This is a genomic window from Micromonospora sp. NPDC048830 (assembly GCF_043198215.1).
GTDB lineage: Bacteria > Actinomycetota > Actinomycetes > Mycobacteriales > Micromonosporaceae > Micromonospora.
On record NZ_JBICUP010000023.1, the window covers coordinates 1 to 12932 of the forward strand.

The 12932-nt window shown below is 73.9% G+C and carries 13 protein-coding genes and 1 pseudogene; 12 read left to right on the forward strand and 2 right to left on the reverse strand.

Annotation, left to right across the window (positions count from 1 at the left end):
- Window positions 1-1013: 1013 nt before the first annotated feature.
- The 11 genes and pseudogenes from ACGFIZ_RS19955 (at window position 1014) to ACGFIZ_RS20005 (ending at window position 9978) form a co-directional block, all read left to right on the forward strand.
- The gene (locus ACGFIZ_RS19955; RefSeq protein WP_393421237.1) at window positions 1014-1250 is read left to right on the forward strand and encodes a hypothetical protein; all 237 of its coding nucleotides are present in this window, start codon (window positions 1014-1016) and stop codon (window positions 1248-1250) included.
- 220 nt (window positions 1251-1470) lie between these two features.
- The gene (locus ACGFIZ_RS19960; protein WP_393421239.1) at window positions 1471-1599 is read left to right on the forward strand and encodes a hypothetical protein; all 129 of its coding nucleotides are present in this window, start codon (window positions 1471-1473) and stop codon (window positions 1597-1599) included.
- Window positions 1600-1922: 323 nt separating this feature from the next.
- Complete coding sequence (rsmD, locus tag ACGFIZ_RS19965; protein WP_393421241.1) at window positions 1923-2486, forward strand: 16S rRNA (guanine(966)-N(2))-methyltransferase RsmD; 564 nt, start codon at window positions 1923-1925, stop codon at window positions 2484-2486.
- Window positions 2483-2971 (forward strand): pantetheine-phosphate adenylyltransferase, encoded by a 489-nt coding sequence (coaD, locus tag ACGFIZ_RS19970; RefSeq protein WP_393421243.1) that lies wholly within the window; start codon window positions 2483-2485, stop codon window positions 2969-2971. Before rsmD ends, coaD begins: the two co-directional genes overlap by 4 nt.
- Before the next feature lie 220 nt (window positions 2972-3191).
- On the forward strand, window positions 3192-3689 hold the full coding sequence (locus tag ACGFIZ_RS19975) for a hypothetical protein (RefSeq protein WP_393421245.1): 498 nt from the start codon (window positions 3192-3194) through the stop codon (window positions 3687-3689).
- A 109-nt stretch (window positions 3690-3798) separates the two neighbouring features.
- Window positions 3799-4362, forward strand: coding sequence for a YceD family protein (locus ACGFIZ_RS19980; RefSeq protein WP_347670102.1), 564 nt, complete (start codon window positions 3799-3801; stop codon window positions 4360-4362).
- A gap of 5 nt (window positions 4363-4367) precedes the next feature.
- Window positions 4368-4541, forward strand: coding sequence for a 50S ribosomal protein L32 (rpmF, locus tag ACGFIZ_RS19985; protein WP_347670101.1), 174 nt, complete (start codon window positions 4368-4370; stop codon window positions 4539-4541).
- A 114-nt stretch (window positions 4542-4655) separates the two neighbouring features.
- On the forward strand, window positions 4656-5654 hold the full coding sequence (locus tag ACGFIZ_RS19990) for a phosphate acyltransferase PlsX (RefSeq protein WP_393421387.1): 999 nt from the start codon (window positions 4656-4658) through the stop codon (window positions 5652-5654).
- A gap of 106 nt (window positions 5655-5760) precedes the next feature.
- Window positions 5761-6507 (forward strand): annotated as a pseudogene (rnc, locus tag ACGFIZ_RS19995) (ribonuclease III); the annotation flags it as partial.
- Window positions 6508-6688: 181 nt separating this feature from the next.
- Complete coding sequence (gene mutM / locus ACGFIZ_RS20000) at window positions 6689-7546, forward strand: bifunctional DNA-formamidopyrimidine glycosylase/DNA-(apurinic or apyrimidinic site) lyase (protein WP_393421248.1); 858 nt, start codon at window positions 6689-6691, stop codon at window positions 7544-7546.
- A 212-nt stretch (window positions 7547-7758) separates the two neighbouring features.
- On the forward strand, window positions 7759-9978 hold the full coding sequence (locus ACGFIZ_RS20005) for an MMPL family transporter (protein ID WP_393421250.1): 2220 nt from the start codon (window positions 7759-7761) through the stop codon (window positions 9976-9978).
- Between the two features lie 57 nt (window positions 9979-10035).
- On the opposite strand, the gene ACGFIZ_RS20010 is transcribed toward ACGFIZ_RS20005, so the two are convergent.
- Window positions 10036-10881, reverse strand: a complete 846-nt coding sequence (locus ACGFIZ_RS20010; protein WP_393421252.1) for an endo alpha-1,4 polygalactosaminidase — start codon at window positions 10879-10881, stop codon at window positions 10036-10038.
- A gap of 130 nt (window positions 10882-11011) precedes the next feature.
- Complete coding sequence (locus tag ACGFIZ_RS20015; protein ID WP_393421254.1) at window positions 11012-12007, reverse strand: CAP domain-containing protein; 996 nt, start codon at window positions 12005-12007, stop codon at window positions 11012-11014.
- Window positions 12008-12378: 371 nt separating this feature from the next.
- Between ACGFIZ_RS20015 and ACGFIZ_RS20020 the strand changes: the two genes are divergently transcribed.
- Window positions 12379-12573, forward strand: coding sequence for a hypothetical protein (locus ACGFIZ_RS20020; protein WP_347670096.1), 195 nt, complete (start codon window positions 12379-12381; stop codon window positions 12571-12573).
- Window positions 12574-12932: the final 359 nt, after the last annotated feature.

Below are 12932 nucleotides of genomic sequence, written 5' to 3' on the forward strand. Positions count from 1 at the left end.
ATCGCGCTCTCATCGAGCTCAACGGTCGGAACGGCGGCGGCCAACGCGCAACGCTCCTTCCCCGCCCCGGATCAGCCGCGCTGACCGCCGCTCATGCCCGGAACCAAACAAGTGCCGGTCTCCTCCGGGTTGACCCCGATACGGTGACGGAGGCCCTGCTCACCGCCCGCAGGCCGACCGGCGAGATCGCCCGCAAAGGCGTCAAAGGCCCCGGTCCAGGCCACCCGGCGGTGGCACATCGAACCCACGAACGCCTGGCACAACACCTTCAACCGGCTACAACACCGCTACGAACGCAAAGAAGACCTGGCCAACGCTCACCTCGACCTCGCCGACGCCATCGTCACCATCCGCAGCCTCATCCGTCAGGCATGGATCTCGTACCGGAGGGACACCCGCCCCACCCACCGACCATGAAGGCCACCCACCTACGCGACCTCCCCACCAGTTGACCGAAGATTCCGAGCACGATGTTCCCCCCAGCAACTCCACCCGCCGCGCCAGGGCACCCTCATTCAAGAACACCAATTCATCCATGATACCGCCGCATCCCGGCCCGCAGTCCCTCGTCGCCCAACACGCTCACCCCCTCACCCCCCTGCTATCTCACGGCCGGACCGCAGCAGCGGGTTCACTTCGCGCAACAACGTTCAACGGCCCCGGTACCCGCGGCGTTCGTTCCCCACCGACACAGGGCCCGAAAACGGCTGGGATACGTAGCGAACCGGGCGGGAAGGGACGGCGCGAGGCGCGGGGTGCGGGGCGTTCAGAAGGTGGGCAGGCGGGCCAACCACCGGCGGACCCCGGCGCGGCTGCGCAGCCGGACCAGCGGCAGTTCCGGCGCGTGGGCGGCGCGCGCGGCGAACACCCGGGGACGGGACACCGGGGGATAGCGCCGGCCATAGCCGAACGTAAAGGCGTCGACCCGCAAGACGCGGGATGGGCAGGCGGTCCGCTACCTGCAGCTGGCCCACAACGAGTGGGATCCGGTCGCGAAGGCGTCCAAGACGCGGGTGCTGTACTCGTTCGGCCGTGAGGACCAACTCGACGTGGCCGGGGTGCGCCGGCTGGTCGACGCGTTGTCGCGACTGCTGGACCCGGCCGACGCCCTCGCGGCGGCCGCGCCGGCCGGGCTGTCGTTCGTCGAGTCACGGCCACTGGGCGGGGCGTGGCTGCTCGCCGGGCCGCCACCCTCGCACGGCAGGGCCGCTACGCCACCGTCGCACAGAACCTGCAGGTCAAAGAAGTAAACATCGACACCGACGACCGGTTCGTCATCGACGTCGAACGCGGCTGGCGCGACATGAAGACCACCTCGACCTGCGCCCGGTATTCCACCGCCGCGAGGACCGCATCCGCGCCTACATCCCGCTCTGCTGGCTGGCCCTGCTACTCATCCGGGTCGCCGAGACCGAGACCGGCCGCACCTGGACGGCGATCCGCACCGAGATCGACCGGCTGCACCTCGGCGTGTTCACCGGCCCCGCCGGCACGTTCGCCCAGCGCACCGAGCTGTCCCAACCCCAGAAGGCCCTACTCGCGAAGCTGCGGATCACCGAACCGCCCCGCGTCTTCGACGCCACACCCGCAACCGCCTGACCAGCGCGAACACCACGGCCTAGTGACACGCCAGGTCGCCGGCCAATAGGTGTTTGCCCAACTCAAAGCCCAGATTCGCGGACTACATCGATGCGGAGCTGCGGAACGCAGGCCTTCGTCGAGCGAACAGCAGTGAGCCAGCACCCCGCAACCACGCAGACCTACACCTTCCACGCCAACATCACAGTCTTCGAGAAGGGACCTGCCTCCCGCTCACGGCGCTAAACGCAACAGTATTGTCGTGGAGCGCGATCATGGCGGCCCGGGGCGTCTGTCGGTGCCCAGGCGTCGCGTAGCGTCAGGGGCATGAGCGGGAGCACGCGGTGACCCGGATCGTGGCCGGGACGCTGGGCGGGCGGCGGATCGCCGCGCCCCCCGGCGCCGGCACCCGACCCACCTCTGACCGGGTCCGGGAGGCGCTGTTCAGCGCGGTGCAGGCCGACCTCGACCTGGAGGGGGCGCGCTTCGCCGACCTGTACGCGGGCTCGGGGGCCGTCGGGCTGGAGGCGCTGTCCCGGGGCGCGGCGCACGTGCTGCTGGTCGAGTCCGACGCGCGGGCGGCCCGGGTGATCCGGGAGAACGTCGCCGCGCTGCGGGCCGCCCCTGCGGCCCGGCTGGTGTCCGGCCGGGTCGCCACGGTGCTGGCGGCCGGGCCGGACGGCGGCCCGTACGACGTGGTCTTCGCCGACCCCCCGTACGCCGTGTCCGACGCCGACGTCACCGCGATGCTGGCCGCGCTGGTCGACAACGGCTGGCTTGCCGCGGACGCCCTCGTGGTGGTGGAGCGGTCCAGCCGGAGCGGGCCGGTCGCCTGGGTGCCGGGTGTCACCGGGGAGCGCAGCCGCCGGTACGGCGAGACCACCCTTTGGTACGGTCGCCGATCATGAGACGTGCGGTGTGTCCCGGCTCCTTCGACCCGGTGACCAATGGACACCTCGACATCATCGGGCGGGCCGCCCGCCTCTTCGACGAGGTGATCGTCGGCGTGTTGGTGAACCAGTCGAAGAGCGGCCTGTTCACCGTCGAGGAGCGGATCGACATGCTCCGGGAGGTCACCGCCTCGTACGCCAACGTGCGGGTCGAGTCGTTCCGGGGGCTGCTGGTCGACTTCTGCCGCGCCCAGCAGGCCAGCGTGCTGGTCAAGGGCCTGCGGGCGGTCAGCGACTTCGACTACGAGCTCCAGATGGCCCAGATGAACATCGGGCTGGCCGGCGTCGAGACGCTCTTCATGCCGACCAACCCGCTCTACTCGTTCCTCTCCTCCAGCCTGGTCAAGGACGTGGCGAAGTGGGGCGGCGACGTCTCCCCGCACGTCCCCGACCGGGTCCGTGAGGCGCTCCAGGCCCGGCTGGGCCGCGACGCCCGCTCCTGACGCCGCGTCGAGCCGGCGTCGGGGCGTGACTCGCCCGATCCGCCGGTGTCGGGGCGTGACTCGCCCGACCCGCCGGCATCGGGGCGCGACTCGCCCGACGCGCCGGGGCGGGGCGCGCCGCCGGGCTGTCGCCCGGGCACGACATGATGGGTGGAAGCGGGAACCGGGCGCCAACCCGCATCATGTAGATCGGCCGACGAACGACAGGAGTGAGGTACCGGTGGACCCGCTCGACCGAATCGACGAACTGATCGCCATGGTGGAGACGGCCCGGTCCGTCCCGATGTCCCGGAACAACTGCATGCTCGACCGGGGCGAGATCATCGCCGCCCTCGACGAGCTGCGCGCCGAGCTGCCGGTCGAGCTGCGCCGGGCCGCCGCCCTGTTGGAGGAGCGGGACAAGATCATGGAGGCAGGCAGGCGGGAGGCCGACCGGATCATCAGCGAGGGTGAGGCGGAACACGCGCGGCTGGTGTCGGTGAACGAGATCACCGTCTCCGCCGAGCACGAGGGTGCCCGGATCATCGCCGAGGCCCGGGCGGAGGCGCAGCGGCTGCGCGAGGAGGTCGACGACTACGTCGACACCGCGCTGGCCAACTTCGAGCAGTTCCTCACCCGGGCCCTCGCCTCGATCGAGCGCGGCCGGGACAAGATGCACGCCCTGCGCGAGATCGGTACCTTCGCGGGCGACGAGGCGGAGCGCCCGCTACCCTTCTGACCGGCACCTCAGCAGCCGACAGACGGGGCGGGCGTCGCCCCCGGTTCGACGGTCCGGCGGTCGCCCAGGTAACCTTTTTTGTCGGCCTCTCACCGGCCGGAGTCTGACTATGCCCAAACACTCGCCAAGCCCACTCAACCCCAGGTCGCCGCTGGTCCTCGACACGAGGGACCTGCCGCGCCGACCTGGCGCGTTGCGTACGGTCAAGCGGGTCGTGCCGGCACCGGCGGACCTCGGCGTGGAGTTGATCGCCGTGCCGGAGGGCGCTGACCTCGACCTCGACCTGAGGCTGGAGTCGGTGTCCGAGGGTGTGCTCGTCTCCGGGACCGTCAGCGGTCCCGTCAAGGGCGAGTGCGGCCGCTGCCTGCGCGAGATCGACGACTCGGTGGTCGTCCGGATCCAGGAGCTGTACGCGTACGAGAACAGCACCACGGACTCCACGACCGACGAGGACGAGGTGGGCCGGATGCAGGGCGATCTGATCGACCTGGAGCCGGCGCTGCGGGACGCGGTGGTGCTGGCGCTGCCGACCAACCCGCTCTGCCGGGAGGACTGCCCAGGCTTGTGCCCCGACTGTGGGGTGCACTGGGACGATCTGCCGGCCGACCACAGCCACCAGCAGATCGACCCGCGTTGGGCGGGCCTGTCGCAACTGACCCGTAAAGAGGAGTAAGAACCGTGGCCGTCCCCAAGCGCAAGATGTCGCGCAGCAACACCCGGTCCCGCCGGGCGCAGTGGAAGACCGCGGCGGTCGCGACCGTGGCCTGCCCGCAGTGCAAGTCGGCGAAGCTGCCGCACGCCGCCTGCTCCGTCTGCGGCACCTACAAGGGCCGCCAGGTCCTCGAGGTCTGACCTGGACGCCGAGTGACGTCCCCGACCCCCGGTCGGGTGACGCGCGCATACTGGCGATCGCCCGGTGTCCCGGCTCCGGCCGCCGCCGGCCGGCCCGTTCCGGTCGGCGTCCCGCTGGAGCCGGGCACCGCGCGGATCGCCGTTGACCTCCTCGGCGGGGACGACGCTCCCGCCGTCGTGGTTGACGGCGCTCTGCGGGCCATGCGCGCCGACCCGGACCTGCACCTCCTGCTCGTCGGCCCGGCCGAGGCCGCCGACGAGCTGATCGGTGCCCTCGACCCGGCGCAGCGCGCCCGGGTCGCGGTCCGGCCGGTGCGCTCCGCCGTCGGCATGGCCGATCACCCCGTCGCCGCCCGCGCCGAGAGCACCGTCCGGTCGGCGGTCACCGCCGTCCGCGACGGCATCGCCGACGCGGTGGTCTCCGCGGGCGCCACCGGCGCCACCGTGACCGCCGCGGCCCTCGCCCTCGGCCGGTGGCCGCACGTGCGGCGGCCGGCGCTGGTCGCCACCCTGCCGGCGCTCGCCGGTCCGGTGGTCCTGCTCGACGTCGGCGGCTCCCTGGAACCCGGACCGGCCACCCTGGCCCGGCACGCCGTGTTGGGCGCGGCCTACTCGGCCGTCGCGCACGGCGTCGCCGAGCCCCGGGTCGGGCTGCTGTCGGTGGGCACCGAGACGGGGAAGGGGGACCGGCTGCGTCGGGCCGCCGACCCCGCGCTCGCCGCCGCAGTGCTGCCCTGCGGGGCGCGCTACGTCGGCCTGGTCGAGGGGTACGACCTGGCGTCCGGCACCCGCGCCGACGTCGTGGTGACCGACGGCTTCACCGGCAACGTCCTGCTCAAGGCGATCGAGGGCGCGTACGCGATGGCCGGTGGCCCACCGGCCAGCGGAGGCGTCCCCCGGGCCGCCGCCCTGCTCGGCGTCGCGGGCACGGTGGTGGTGTGCCACGGCGCGGCGCGCGGCGACGACGTCGCCTCCGGGATCGCCCTCGCCGCCCATCTGCGGCGGCGTGGGGCCACCGACACGGTCGCCGCGCTGCTGGGCGGCGACCCCGAGGCCGCGCTGTCCTCCGGCGACCGCGCCGACCGCACCACCGACACCGGGGTGAGCCTGTGACCGCCCGGCCCGTCCGGTTCCGGCCCGGCGGGGCACGTCCCCGCGCGGCCGGTCGGCGGGTACGCCGAGCGGGCCGCCCCGTCGCGAACGAGAAGGTAACCGCACCATGACCAACGACAAGCGGCGGCGTGCTCCCGTCGGCCACCTCGAGGCGGCCTTCGGTGTCTCGATCGACCCGGAGCTGCTGGAGCGGGCGCTGACCCACCGCTCGTACGCGTACGAGAACGGCGGCCTGCCCACCAACGAGCGGCTGGAGTTCCTCGGCGACTCCGTGCTCGGCGTGGTGATCACCACCGCGCTGTTCCACAACCACCCCGACCTCCCGGAGGGGCAGCTCGCGAAGCTGCGGGCCAGCGTGGTCAACATGCGGGCGCTGGCCGACGTGGCGCGGGGCCTCGGCCCCGCCGGGCTGGGCGCGTACCTGCTCCTGGGCAAGGGGGAGGAGAGCACCGGCGGGCGGGACAAGGCGAGCATCCTCGCCGACACCCTGGAGGCCCTGCTCGGCGCGATCTACCTCCAGTACGGGCTGGACACCGCCGCCATCGTGATCCACCGGCTGTTCGACCCGCTGATGGCCGAGTCGGCCCGGCGGGGCGCGGCGCTGGACTGGAAGACCAGCCTCCAGGAGCTCACCGCCGCCCTCGGGCTGGGCGTCCCCGAGTACCGCATCGAGGGCACGGGGCCGGACCATCTCAAGACGTTCACCGCCTGGGTGGTGGTCGCCGGCAACCGCTACGGCGGGGCCGAGGGGCGCAGCAAGAAGGAGGCCGAGCAGCGGGCCGCCGAGTCCGCCTGGCGGGAGCTCACGGCGCAGGCCGAGCGGGAGGCCGCCGAGCGTGCGGCCGCCGAGGCGGCCGAGGTGGCCGGCCAGGCCGCGGACGCCGCCGACAAGCTGGACGCTGCCGGAAAGCTGGACGGCGTAGGGAATCCGGATGCCGTCGGGAAGCTGGACGGCGTCGGGGATCCGGACGGCGCGGCGCGGGCCGGCGGTCTCGGGAGCCCGGTGGACGCCGGGGCGGCTGGCGAGGCGGGCCGTGCCTGAGCTGCCCGAGGTCGAGACCGTCCGGCAGGGCCTGGCCCGGTGGGTGCCCGGGCGCCGGATCGCCGCCGTGGAGGTCCGCCACCCGCGCGCGGTCCGCCGGCACCTGCCCGGCCCGGCCCACTTCGCCGACGTGCTGGCCGGGTGTACGGTGCGCGAGGTGCGCCGGCGCGGCAAGTACCTCTGGCTGCCGCTGGACAGCGGCGACGCGGTCGTCGGGCACCTCGGCATGTCCGGCCAGCTCCTGCTCCAGCCGGCCACCGCCGCCGACGAGCTGCACCTGCGGGTGCGGTTCCGGTTCGCCGACGACGGCCCCGAGCTGCGCTTCGTCGACCAGCGCACGTTCGGCGGGTTGTCGGTGTCCGCCGGCGGGGCCGAGCTGCCCGCCGAGATCGCGCACATTGCCCGCGACCCGATGGACCCGGAGTTCTCCGACGCCGACTTCGTCGCCGCCCTGCGCCGGCGGCGTACCGAGGTCAAGCGGGCGCTGCTCGACCAGACCCTGATCTCCGGGGTGGGCAACATCTACGCCGACGAGGCGCTGTGGCGGGCGGGGCTGCACGGCGCCCGGCCGACCGACGCGCTGACCCGACCGGCCGCGCTGCGGCTGCTCGGCCACGTCCGGGACGTGCTGGGTGAGGCGATCACGCAGGGTGGCACCAGCTTCGACGCGCTCTACGTCAACGTCAACGGCGAGAGCGGCTACTTCGACCGCTCGCTCAATGCGTACGGGCGGGAGGGCGAGCCGTGCCGGCGGTGCGGGGCGCCGATGCGGCGGGAGGCGTTCATGAACCGCTCCTCGTATAGCTGCCCGCGCTGCCAGCCCCGGCCCCGAGGGGCGCTCCGGGGCTGACCCGGGGAAAGCTCGGGGTCGGATCCGGCGTGCCGGATTCAACCCCGTCCAATCTGCCCGTTTCGTCCGTTCGGATGGATCCTTGAGCCGAACGGCCGTGCCCCACGACCTCCGGGACGAGCCGGGGCCGGACCCGGATGTCCCCGCGCCGTCCGCTCCCTAACGTCGGCACCGACCGACCAGACGGGTCGGCGAGGAGGGGGATCCCAGGTATGGGCAGGCGGCCGGTGACCGTGCGGCTGGCACGGTGGAGCGCGGAGCATCCGTGGCGGGCGATCGCCCTGTGGGTGGTGTTCGTGGCGGTGTGCTTCGTCGGGGGTAACGCCGCCGGGCTGAACGAGGCCGGCAACGCCGACCAGGCGGTCGGGGAGTCGGGGCGGGCCGGGCTGATCGTCGCCGACGGCGACTTCCACGACCCGGCGCTGGAGAACGTGCTCATCACCCCGCGTACCGGGACGCTGGACCCGGCCGCGGCGAAGGCCGCCGCGGACGACGCCGCGGCGCGGCTGCGGCTGGTCGAGGGGGTGGCCGGGGTGGGGGCCCCGGTGCCGTCGCGCGACGGCGGCGCGCTGCTGCTGCCGGTCACCATGTCCGGTGACCCGGAGACCGCCTCGGATCGGGTGCAGCCGCTGCGCGACGCGACGGCGGGGGTCCAGGCGGCGCACCCGCAGCTGCGGATCGAGCAGGTCGGCGGGCCGTCGATCGGCAAGGCGCTCGACGACACGCTGGGCGAGGACTTCAAGCGGGCCGAGCTGCTCAGCCTGCCCGTGACCCTGGCCATCCTCGTCGTCGCGTTCGGCGCGCTGATCGCGGCGGGCGTGCCGGTGCTGCTGGCGCTCTCCTCGGTCGCCGCCGCGATGGGGCTGTCCACCCTGGCCTCCCACCTGGTGCCGGCCACCGACACCACGGCCAGCGTCATCCTGCTGATCGGCATGGCCGTCGGCGTGGACTACTCGCTGTTCTACGTGCGCCGCGAGCGGGAGGAACGGGCGAAGGGCCGGTCCGGGCTGGACGCCGTGGAGGTCGCGGCGGAGACCTCCGGGCACGCCGTGGTCGTCTCCGGCTTCGCGGTGATCATCTCGATGGGCGGGCTGCTGCTCGTCAACGACGCGGTCTTCTCGTCCCTCGCGGTCGGCTCGATCCTCGTGGTCGCCGTCGCGGTCACCGGCTCGCTCACCGTGCTCCCGGCGCTGCTGGCCAAGCTCGGCCGCTGGGTCGACCGGCCCCGGGTGCCGGTGCTGTGGCGGCTCACCGCGTCCCGGACCGGCCCGGACGGCCGGCCGGCGCGGCCCCGGTTCTGGCCGGCCGTGCTCCGGCCGGCGCTGCGGGCGCCGCTGGCCACCCTGGTCGTGTCGGTGGGGCTGCTGCTCGCCCTGGCCGCCCCGGCGCTCGGCATGAAGCTGGCGTTCCCCGGCATGGAGGACGTGCCCCGCACCACGGCGACCATGCAGGCGTACGACCGGCTCACCGCCGCCTTCCCGAGCACCGGCACCAGCCACACCGTCGCGGTCCGCGCCCCCGCCGAGCAGGCCGACCGGGTACGGGCCGCGCTGACCGACCTCGCCGGGCGGGCCGCCGCCGACCCGCTGTTCGCCCCGGCCGAGGCGGACGGCCCGAAGGTCGAGGTGTCGGCCGACCGCAGGGTGTCGGTGCTGGAGGTCGCCACCCCGTACGCGAGCCGCACCGACGAGGCCGCGCGCTCGCTGCACGAGCTGCGCGACGACCTCGCGCCGGCCGCCCTGCGCGGCATCCCCGGCATCGAGTACGCCGTCGGCGGCGGGGTCGCCGACAGCGAGGACTACGCCGCGCACATCCGCCAGAAGCTGCCGCTGGTGATGGCGTTCGTGCTGGCCCTGACGTTCCTCGTGATGGCGTGGACGTTCCGGTCGGTGGTGGTCGCGCTCACCTCGATCGTGCTCAACCTGCTCTCCGCCGGGGCCGCGTACGGGCTGCTCGTGCTGGTCTTCCAGGGCGACTGGGCGGCCGGGCCGCTCGGCTTCACCTCGATGGACGCGATCGTCACGTGGCTGCCGCTGTTCCTGTTCGTGGTGCTGTTCGGGCTGTCGATGGACTACCACGTCTTCGTGGTCAGCCGGATCCGCGAGGGGATACGCGCCGGGATGACCAACCGGGATGCGGTGGCGTACGGCATCACCTCCTCGGCCGGCGTGGTGACCAGCGCGGCGGTGGTGATGGTCGGCGTGTTCGCGATCTTCGCGACGCTGAGCACGATCGACATGAAGCAGCTCGGCGTCGGCCTCGCGGCGGCGATCCTGCTCGACGCCACGATCATCCGGGCGGTGGTGCTGCCGGCGCTGATGACCCTGCTGGGCGACGCCAACTGGTGGGCGCCCCGCTTCCTGCGGGCCCGCCCGCCGGCCGCTCCGGCCGACCCGCCGGCGCCCGCCCCGGAGCTGGTCGGCGCCCGCTGACCGATCGGGTGGGGCCCCGCGGCCCGGGCAGGGATCACCCGCCCGGGCCGACGGGGGTCAGGGGGCGGGTGGGCAGGGGGCCCGCCAGGCGGTCAGCTCGCGGGTCTTGCGCATCGACGCGAAGCCGTGGCCCACCGTGGTCACGCAGAAGTCCGCCGGGTCGCCCGCGTACTCGACGTGGAACACCGGCTTGCCCGCCTCGGTGAACGGCAGCAGCCGGTCGCACTCACGCAGCCGGACGCACTCCTCGTTGACCGCGAAGTCGACGTCCGGCGCCAGCGCGGCGACCTGCGGAACGCCGCCCAGCAGTCCCGGGGACAGGCCCAGGGAGCGGGCCAGCGCGGCCGCCCGCCGGTTGAACAGCACCTGGTCGTCGAAGTCGAGGGGGAAGCCCGGCCGGTGGGCGTACCCGTCGGCGTCCGCGAGCGCCACCGCGCCGAAGCCCTTGCCCCGGCACAGCCGGAACCGGTCGGCCAGGATCGGGCGCAGGGCGTCCCACCGGCGCACGTCCACCCACCGCATGCCCGGCCGCGCGCCGGCGGCGCCGCGTACCGCCGCCGGATAGCGCTCCGCGTCCGGGTCCGTCCGGGCGTACGCGCCGACGCTGACCTGGCACACCAGCCGGCGGTGCCGGTCGCGCAGCGCGGACGTCTCGGCGGCGGTGGTACGCACCGCGTCGAGCAGGAACACGTCCGCGTCCACGTCCGTGTCGAGCGGCCCGCTGAGCTGCCACTGCCAGCGCCAGTACCGGGCCGACGCGGTCGGCCACGGGGTGGGCGCGCCCGGCGGTGTCACCTCCAGCCGGCAGCCGTACGCCGAGGCGAGCAGCGCCAGCGCCACGAGCGAGCGCAGCGCCCGGCGCGGACCGTGCCCGACGTCGGGCGACGGCAGCCGGATCCGCATCGGCAGCTCCCGGGTCGCGGGCGGCGCCCGGCCGCCCGATCGGGTACGCCTGCCCTGACCGTGCGCGGGGCCGCGCCCGCCTCGGCGTACCTCACCCGGTCAAACGAGCGCCGCCCCCGCGCGACGCGCCTCAGCGCGGAGTGCCGAAGTCCTGCGTCCAGTACGGTCCGTTGCTCGTCGCGACGCCCACGCCGATCTCGGTGAAGGAACAGTTCAGGATGTTCGCCCGGTGACCGGGGCTGTTCATCCAGGCGTCCATCACCTCGGCCGGGGTCTTCTGGTTCCAGGCCACGTTCTCCCCGTACGCCCGCCACGCGTACCCGACCCGGTCCAGGCGGTCCCCGACGTCGCTGCCGTCGCTGCCGTCGTGCGACATCTCCCGGTGGTCGGCCTGGTCCTGGCTGTGCCGCTGGGCGGCGGTCAGCAGCCTGTCGTTGATCTTCAGCGCGGCGCAGCCGGCCTTGGCCCGCTCGGCGTTGGCCAGGTCGACGACCTCCTGCGCCTGGGCGCTGACGCCCTTGACGGCCGGGGCCGTGGTGCGGGGCGCGGTGCTGCGCTGGCTCCGCGACGCGGCCGTGGTCCGGCTGGGCGCCGGTGCCGGCCTGACCGTCCGGCTCGGCGTGGGGGACGGGCGGGCGGTGGTCGGCGCCGCGCTCGGCGGGAGGCCGAGCAGGGGATCGGCCGATTCCGCCGTCTCGCCGGGTACGACGGGAGTGGCGGCGGCGAGGTCGTCGACCGCGGCGGCGTCGGTGCCCGGGTCGTCGCGGCCCGGCAGCGCCAGGGCGCCGACGCCGAGACTGACCAGCAGGGTGGCGGCCGCGGCCGCGCCGCCGATCAGCAGTCGCCGCGGCGCCCGGCGGGCCGAGCGGTGCCGGCCCCGTCCGCCGGTCGGGACCTGCCCGGTCCCGCCGACGGGGTACGTCGCGAGGTCGACCGGCTGCCCGCCGGTGGCCGGGTCGCGTCGGGACTGGTGGTGCCGCTGGTCGTCCGGCTGGTCCGGCTCGTCCCCGAACAGGTACGCCGACCGGGGCGCCGGCCGGTCGGTCAACCAGGCCGGCTTGTCCGCCGGTGGTCCCTGCCGCCAGCGGGCGTTCTCGGGGTCGTCGCCGTCGGTCCAGCCGTACACGCCTCTGCCTCCCAGGGGTCGGTTGCGGGCCGGGCTGACCGTACGGGCGCGCCGTGACCTGCGGCAACGTGGCTAAGAAAGAGTTAAGGCGAAGGCGGCTCGCGTGGGGGGCCGATCCGGTGATCCGCGGCGTACAGTCAAGGGGTCCGGACAGAGCGTGTCCGAGCCTTGTGGCAGCCCCCGACAAGTGGTCAGGCCGACGTGGAGATGATCTACGGCCTGCGGGAACTTGACGAAGGAGGGGGTGTCGGCTCAATATGGAGTTGTCGCCAGTCGCGCCCGGTCGTGCCCAGAATCGCTGGGAATGGCAGTCGCGAGCGAATGGGCGCGCGTTGGCCGGCCTTTCCGGCAGCGCATATCAAGGAGTCAGCATGGCGAAGGCCCTCTACGGCCACGTAGGTGCAGCGCCCGACCGGCGTCTGCTCGACGAGGTCACCCGACTGCGGTCCAGGGTTCAGGCACTGGAGTTCGAGATCACGCGTCTGCGCGCCGAGAATGATCGGCTGGCGGCGGCCGCGACGGAGGCGGACGGCCTCCTGCGTCTGGCGGAGCCGGCGCTGACCTGATCTCCGGTTGTCGGAAAACTGAATCGCACCACGCAAAATCGCGCGCCGACACTTTCGTGCCGGCGCGCAGCCATGTCCGGGCCCTCTCCGCCGTTTTTCGATCTTGTCGCCCGCCGATCCGCCCGCCGATCCGCCCGCCATTGGTCGAGGGCGCTCCCCGCGGGAAGTGATCATTGACCGGGGTCAGTGTCCTTGGTTACGTCCGATCCGTTCCGGGAAAGACCGGTACGGGCGGTTCGGGCCGGGTCGGCGGACCCTGCCGGGGCGGGTCGCGTGCCCGGGCCGCCGCGGTTCCGGGTTAGTCTGCGGGCTTACCAGGTCCGCGCAGCCCGCGACGGTACGGCGGCCACCGGACGAGG

What these genes read in the sequence shown, in the direction of transcription:
- ACGFIZ_RS20010 (WP_393421252.1), bottom strand. Translation starts at nt 10,881, where the DNA reads ATGCGGATCCGGCTGCCGTCGCCCGACGTCGGGCACGGTCCGCGCCGG.
- ACGFIZ_RS20005 (WP_393421250.1), top strand. Translation starts at nt 7,759, where the DNA reads ATGGGCAGGCGGCCGGTGACCGTGCGGCTGGCACGGTGGAGCGCGGAG.
- coaD (WP_393421243.1), top strand. Translation starts at nt 2,483, where the DNA reads ATGAGACGTGCGGTGTGTCCCGGCTCCTTCGACCCGGTGACCAATGGA.
- ACGFIZ_RS20020 (WP_347670096.1), top strand. Translation starts at nt 12,379, where the DNA reads ATGGCGAAGGCCCTCTACGGCCACGTAGGTGCAGCGCCCGACCGGCGT.
- ACGFIZ_RS19980 (WP_347670102.1), top strand. Translation starts at nt 3,799, where the DNA reads ATGCCCAAACACTCGCCAAGCCCACTCAACCCCAGGTCGCCGCTGGTC.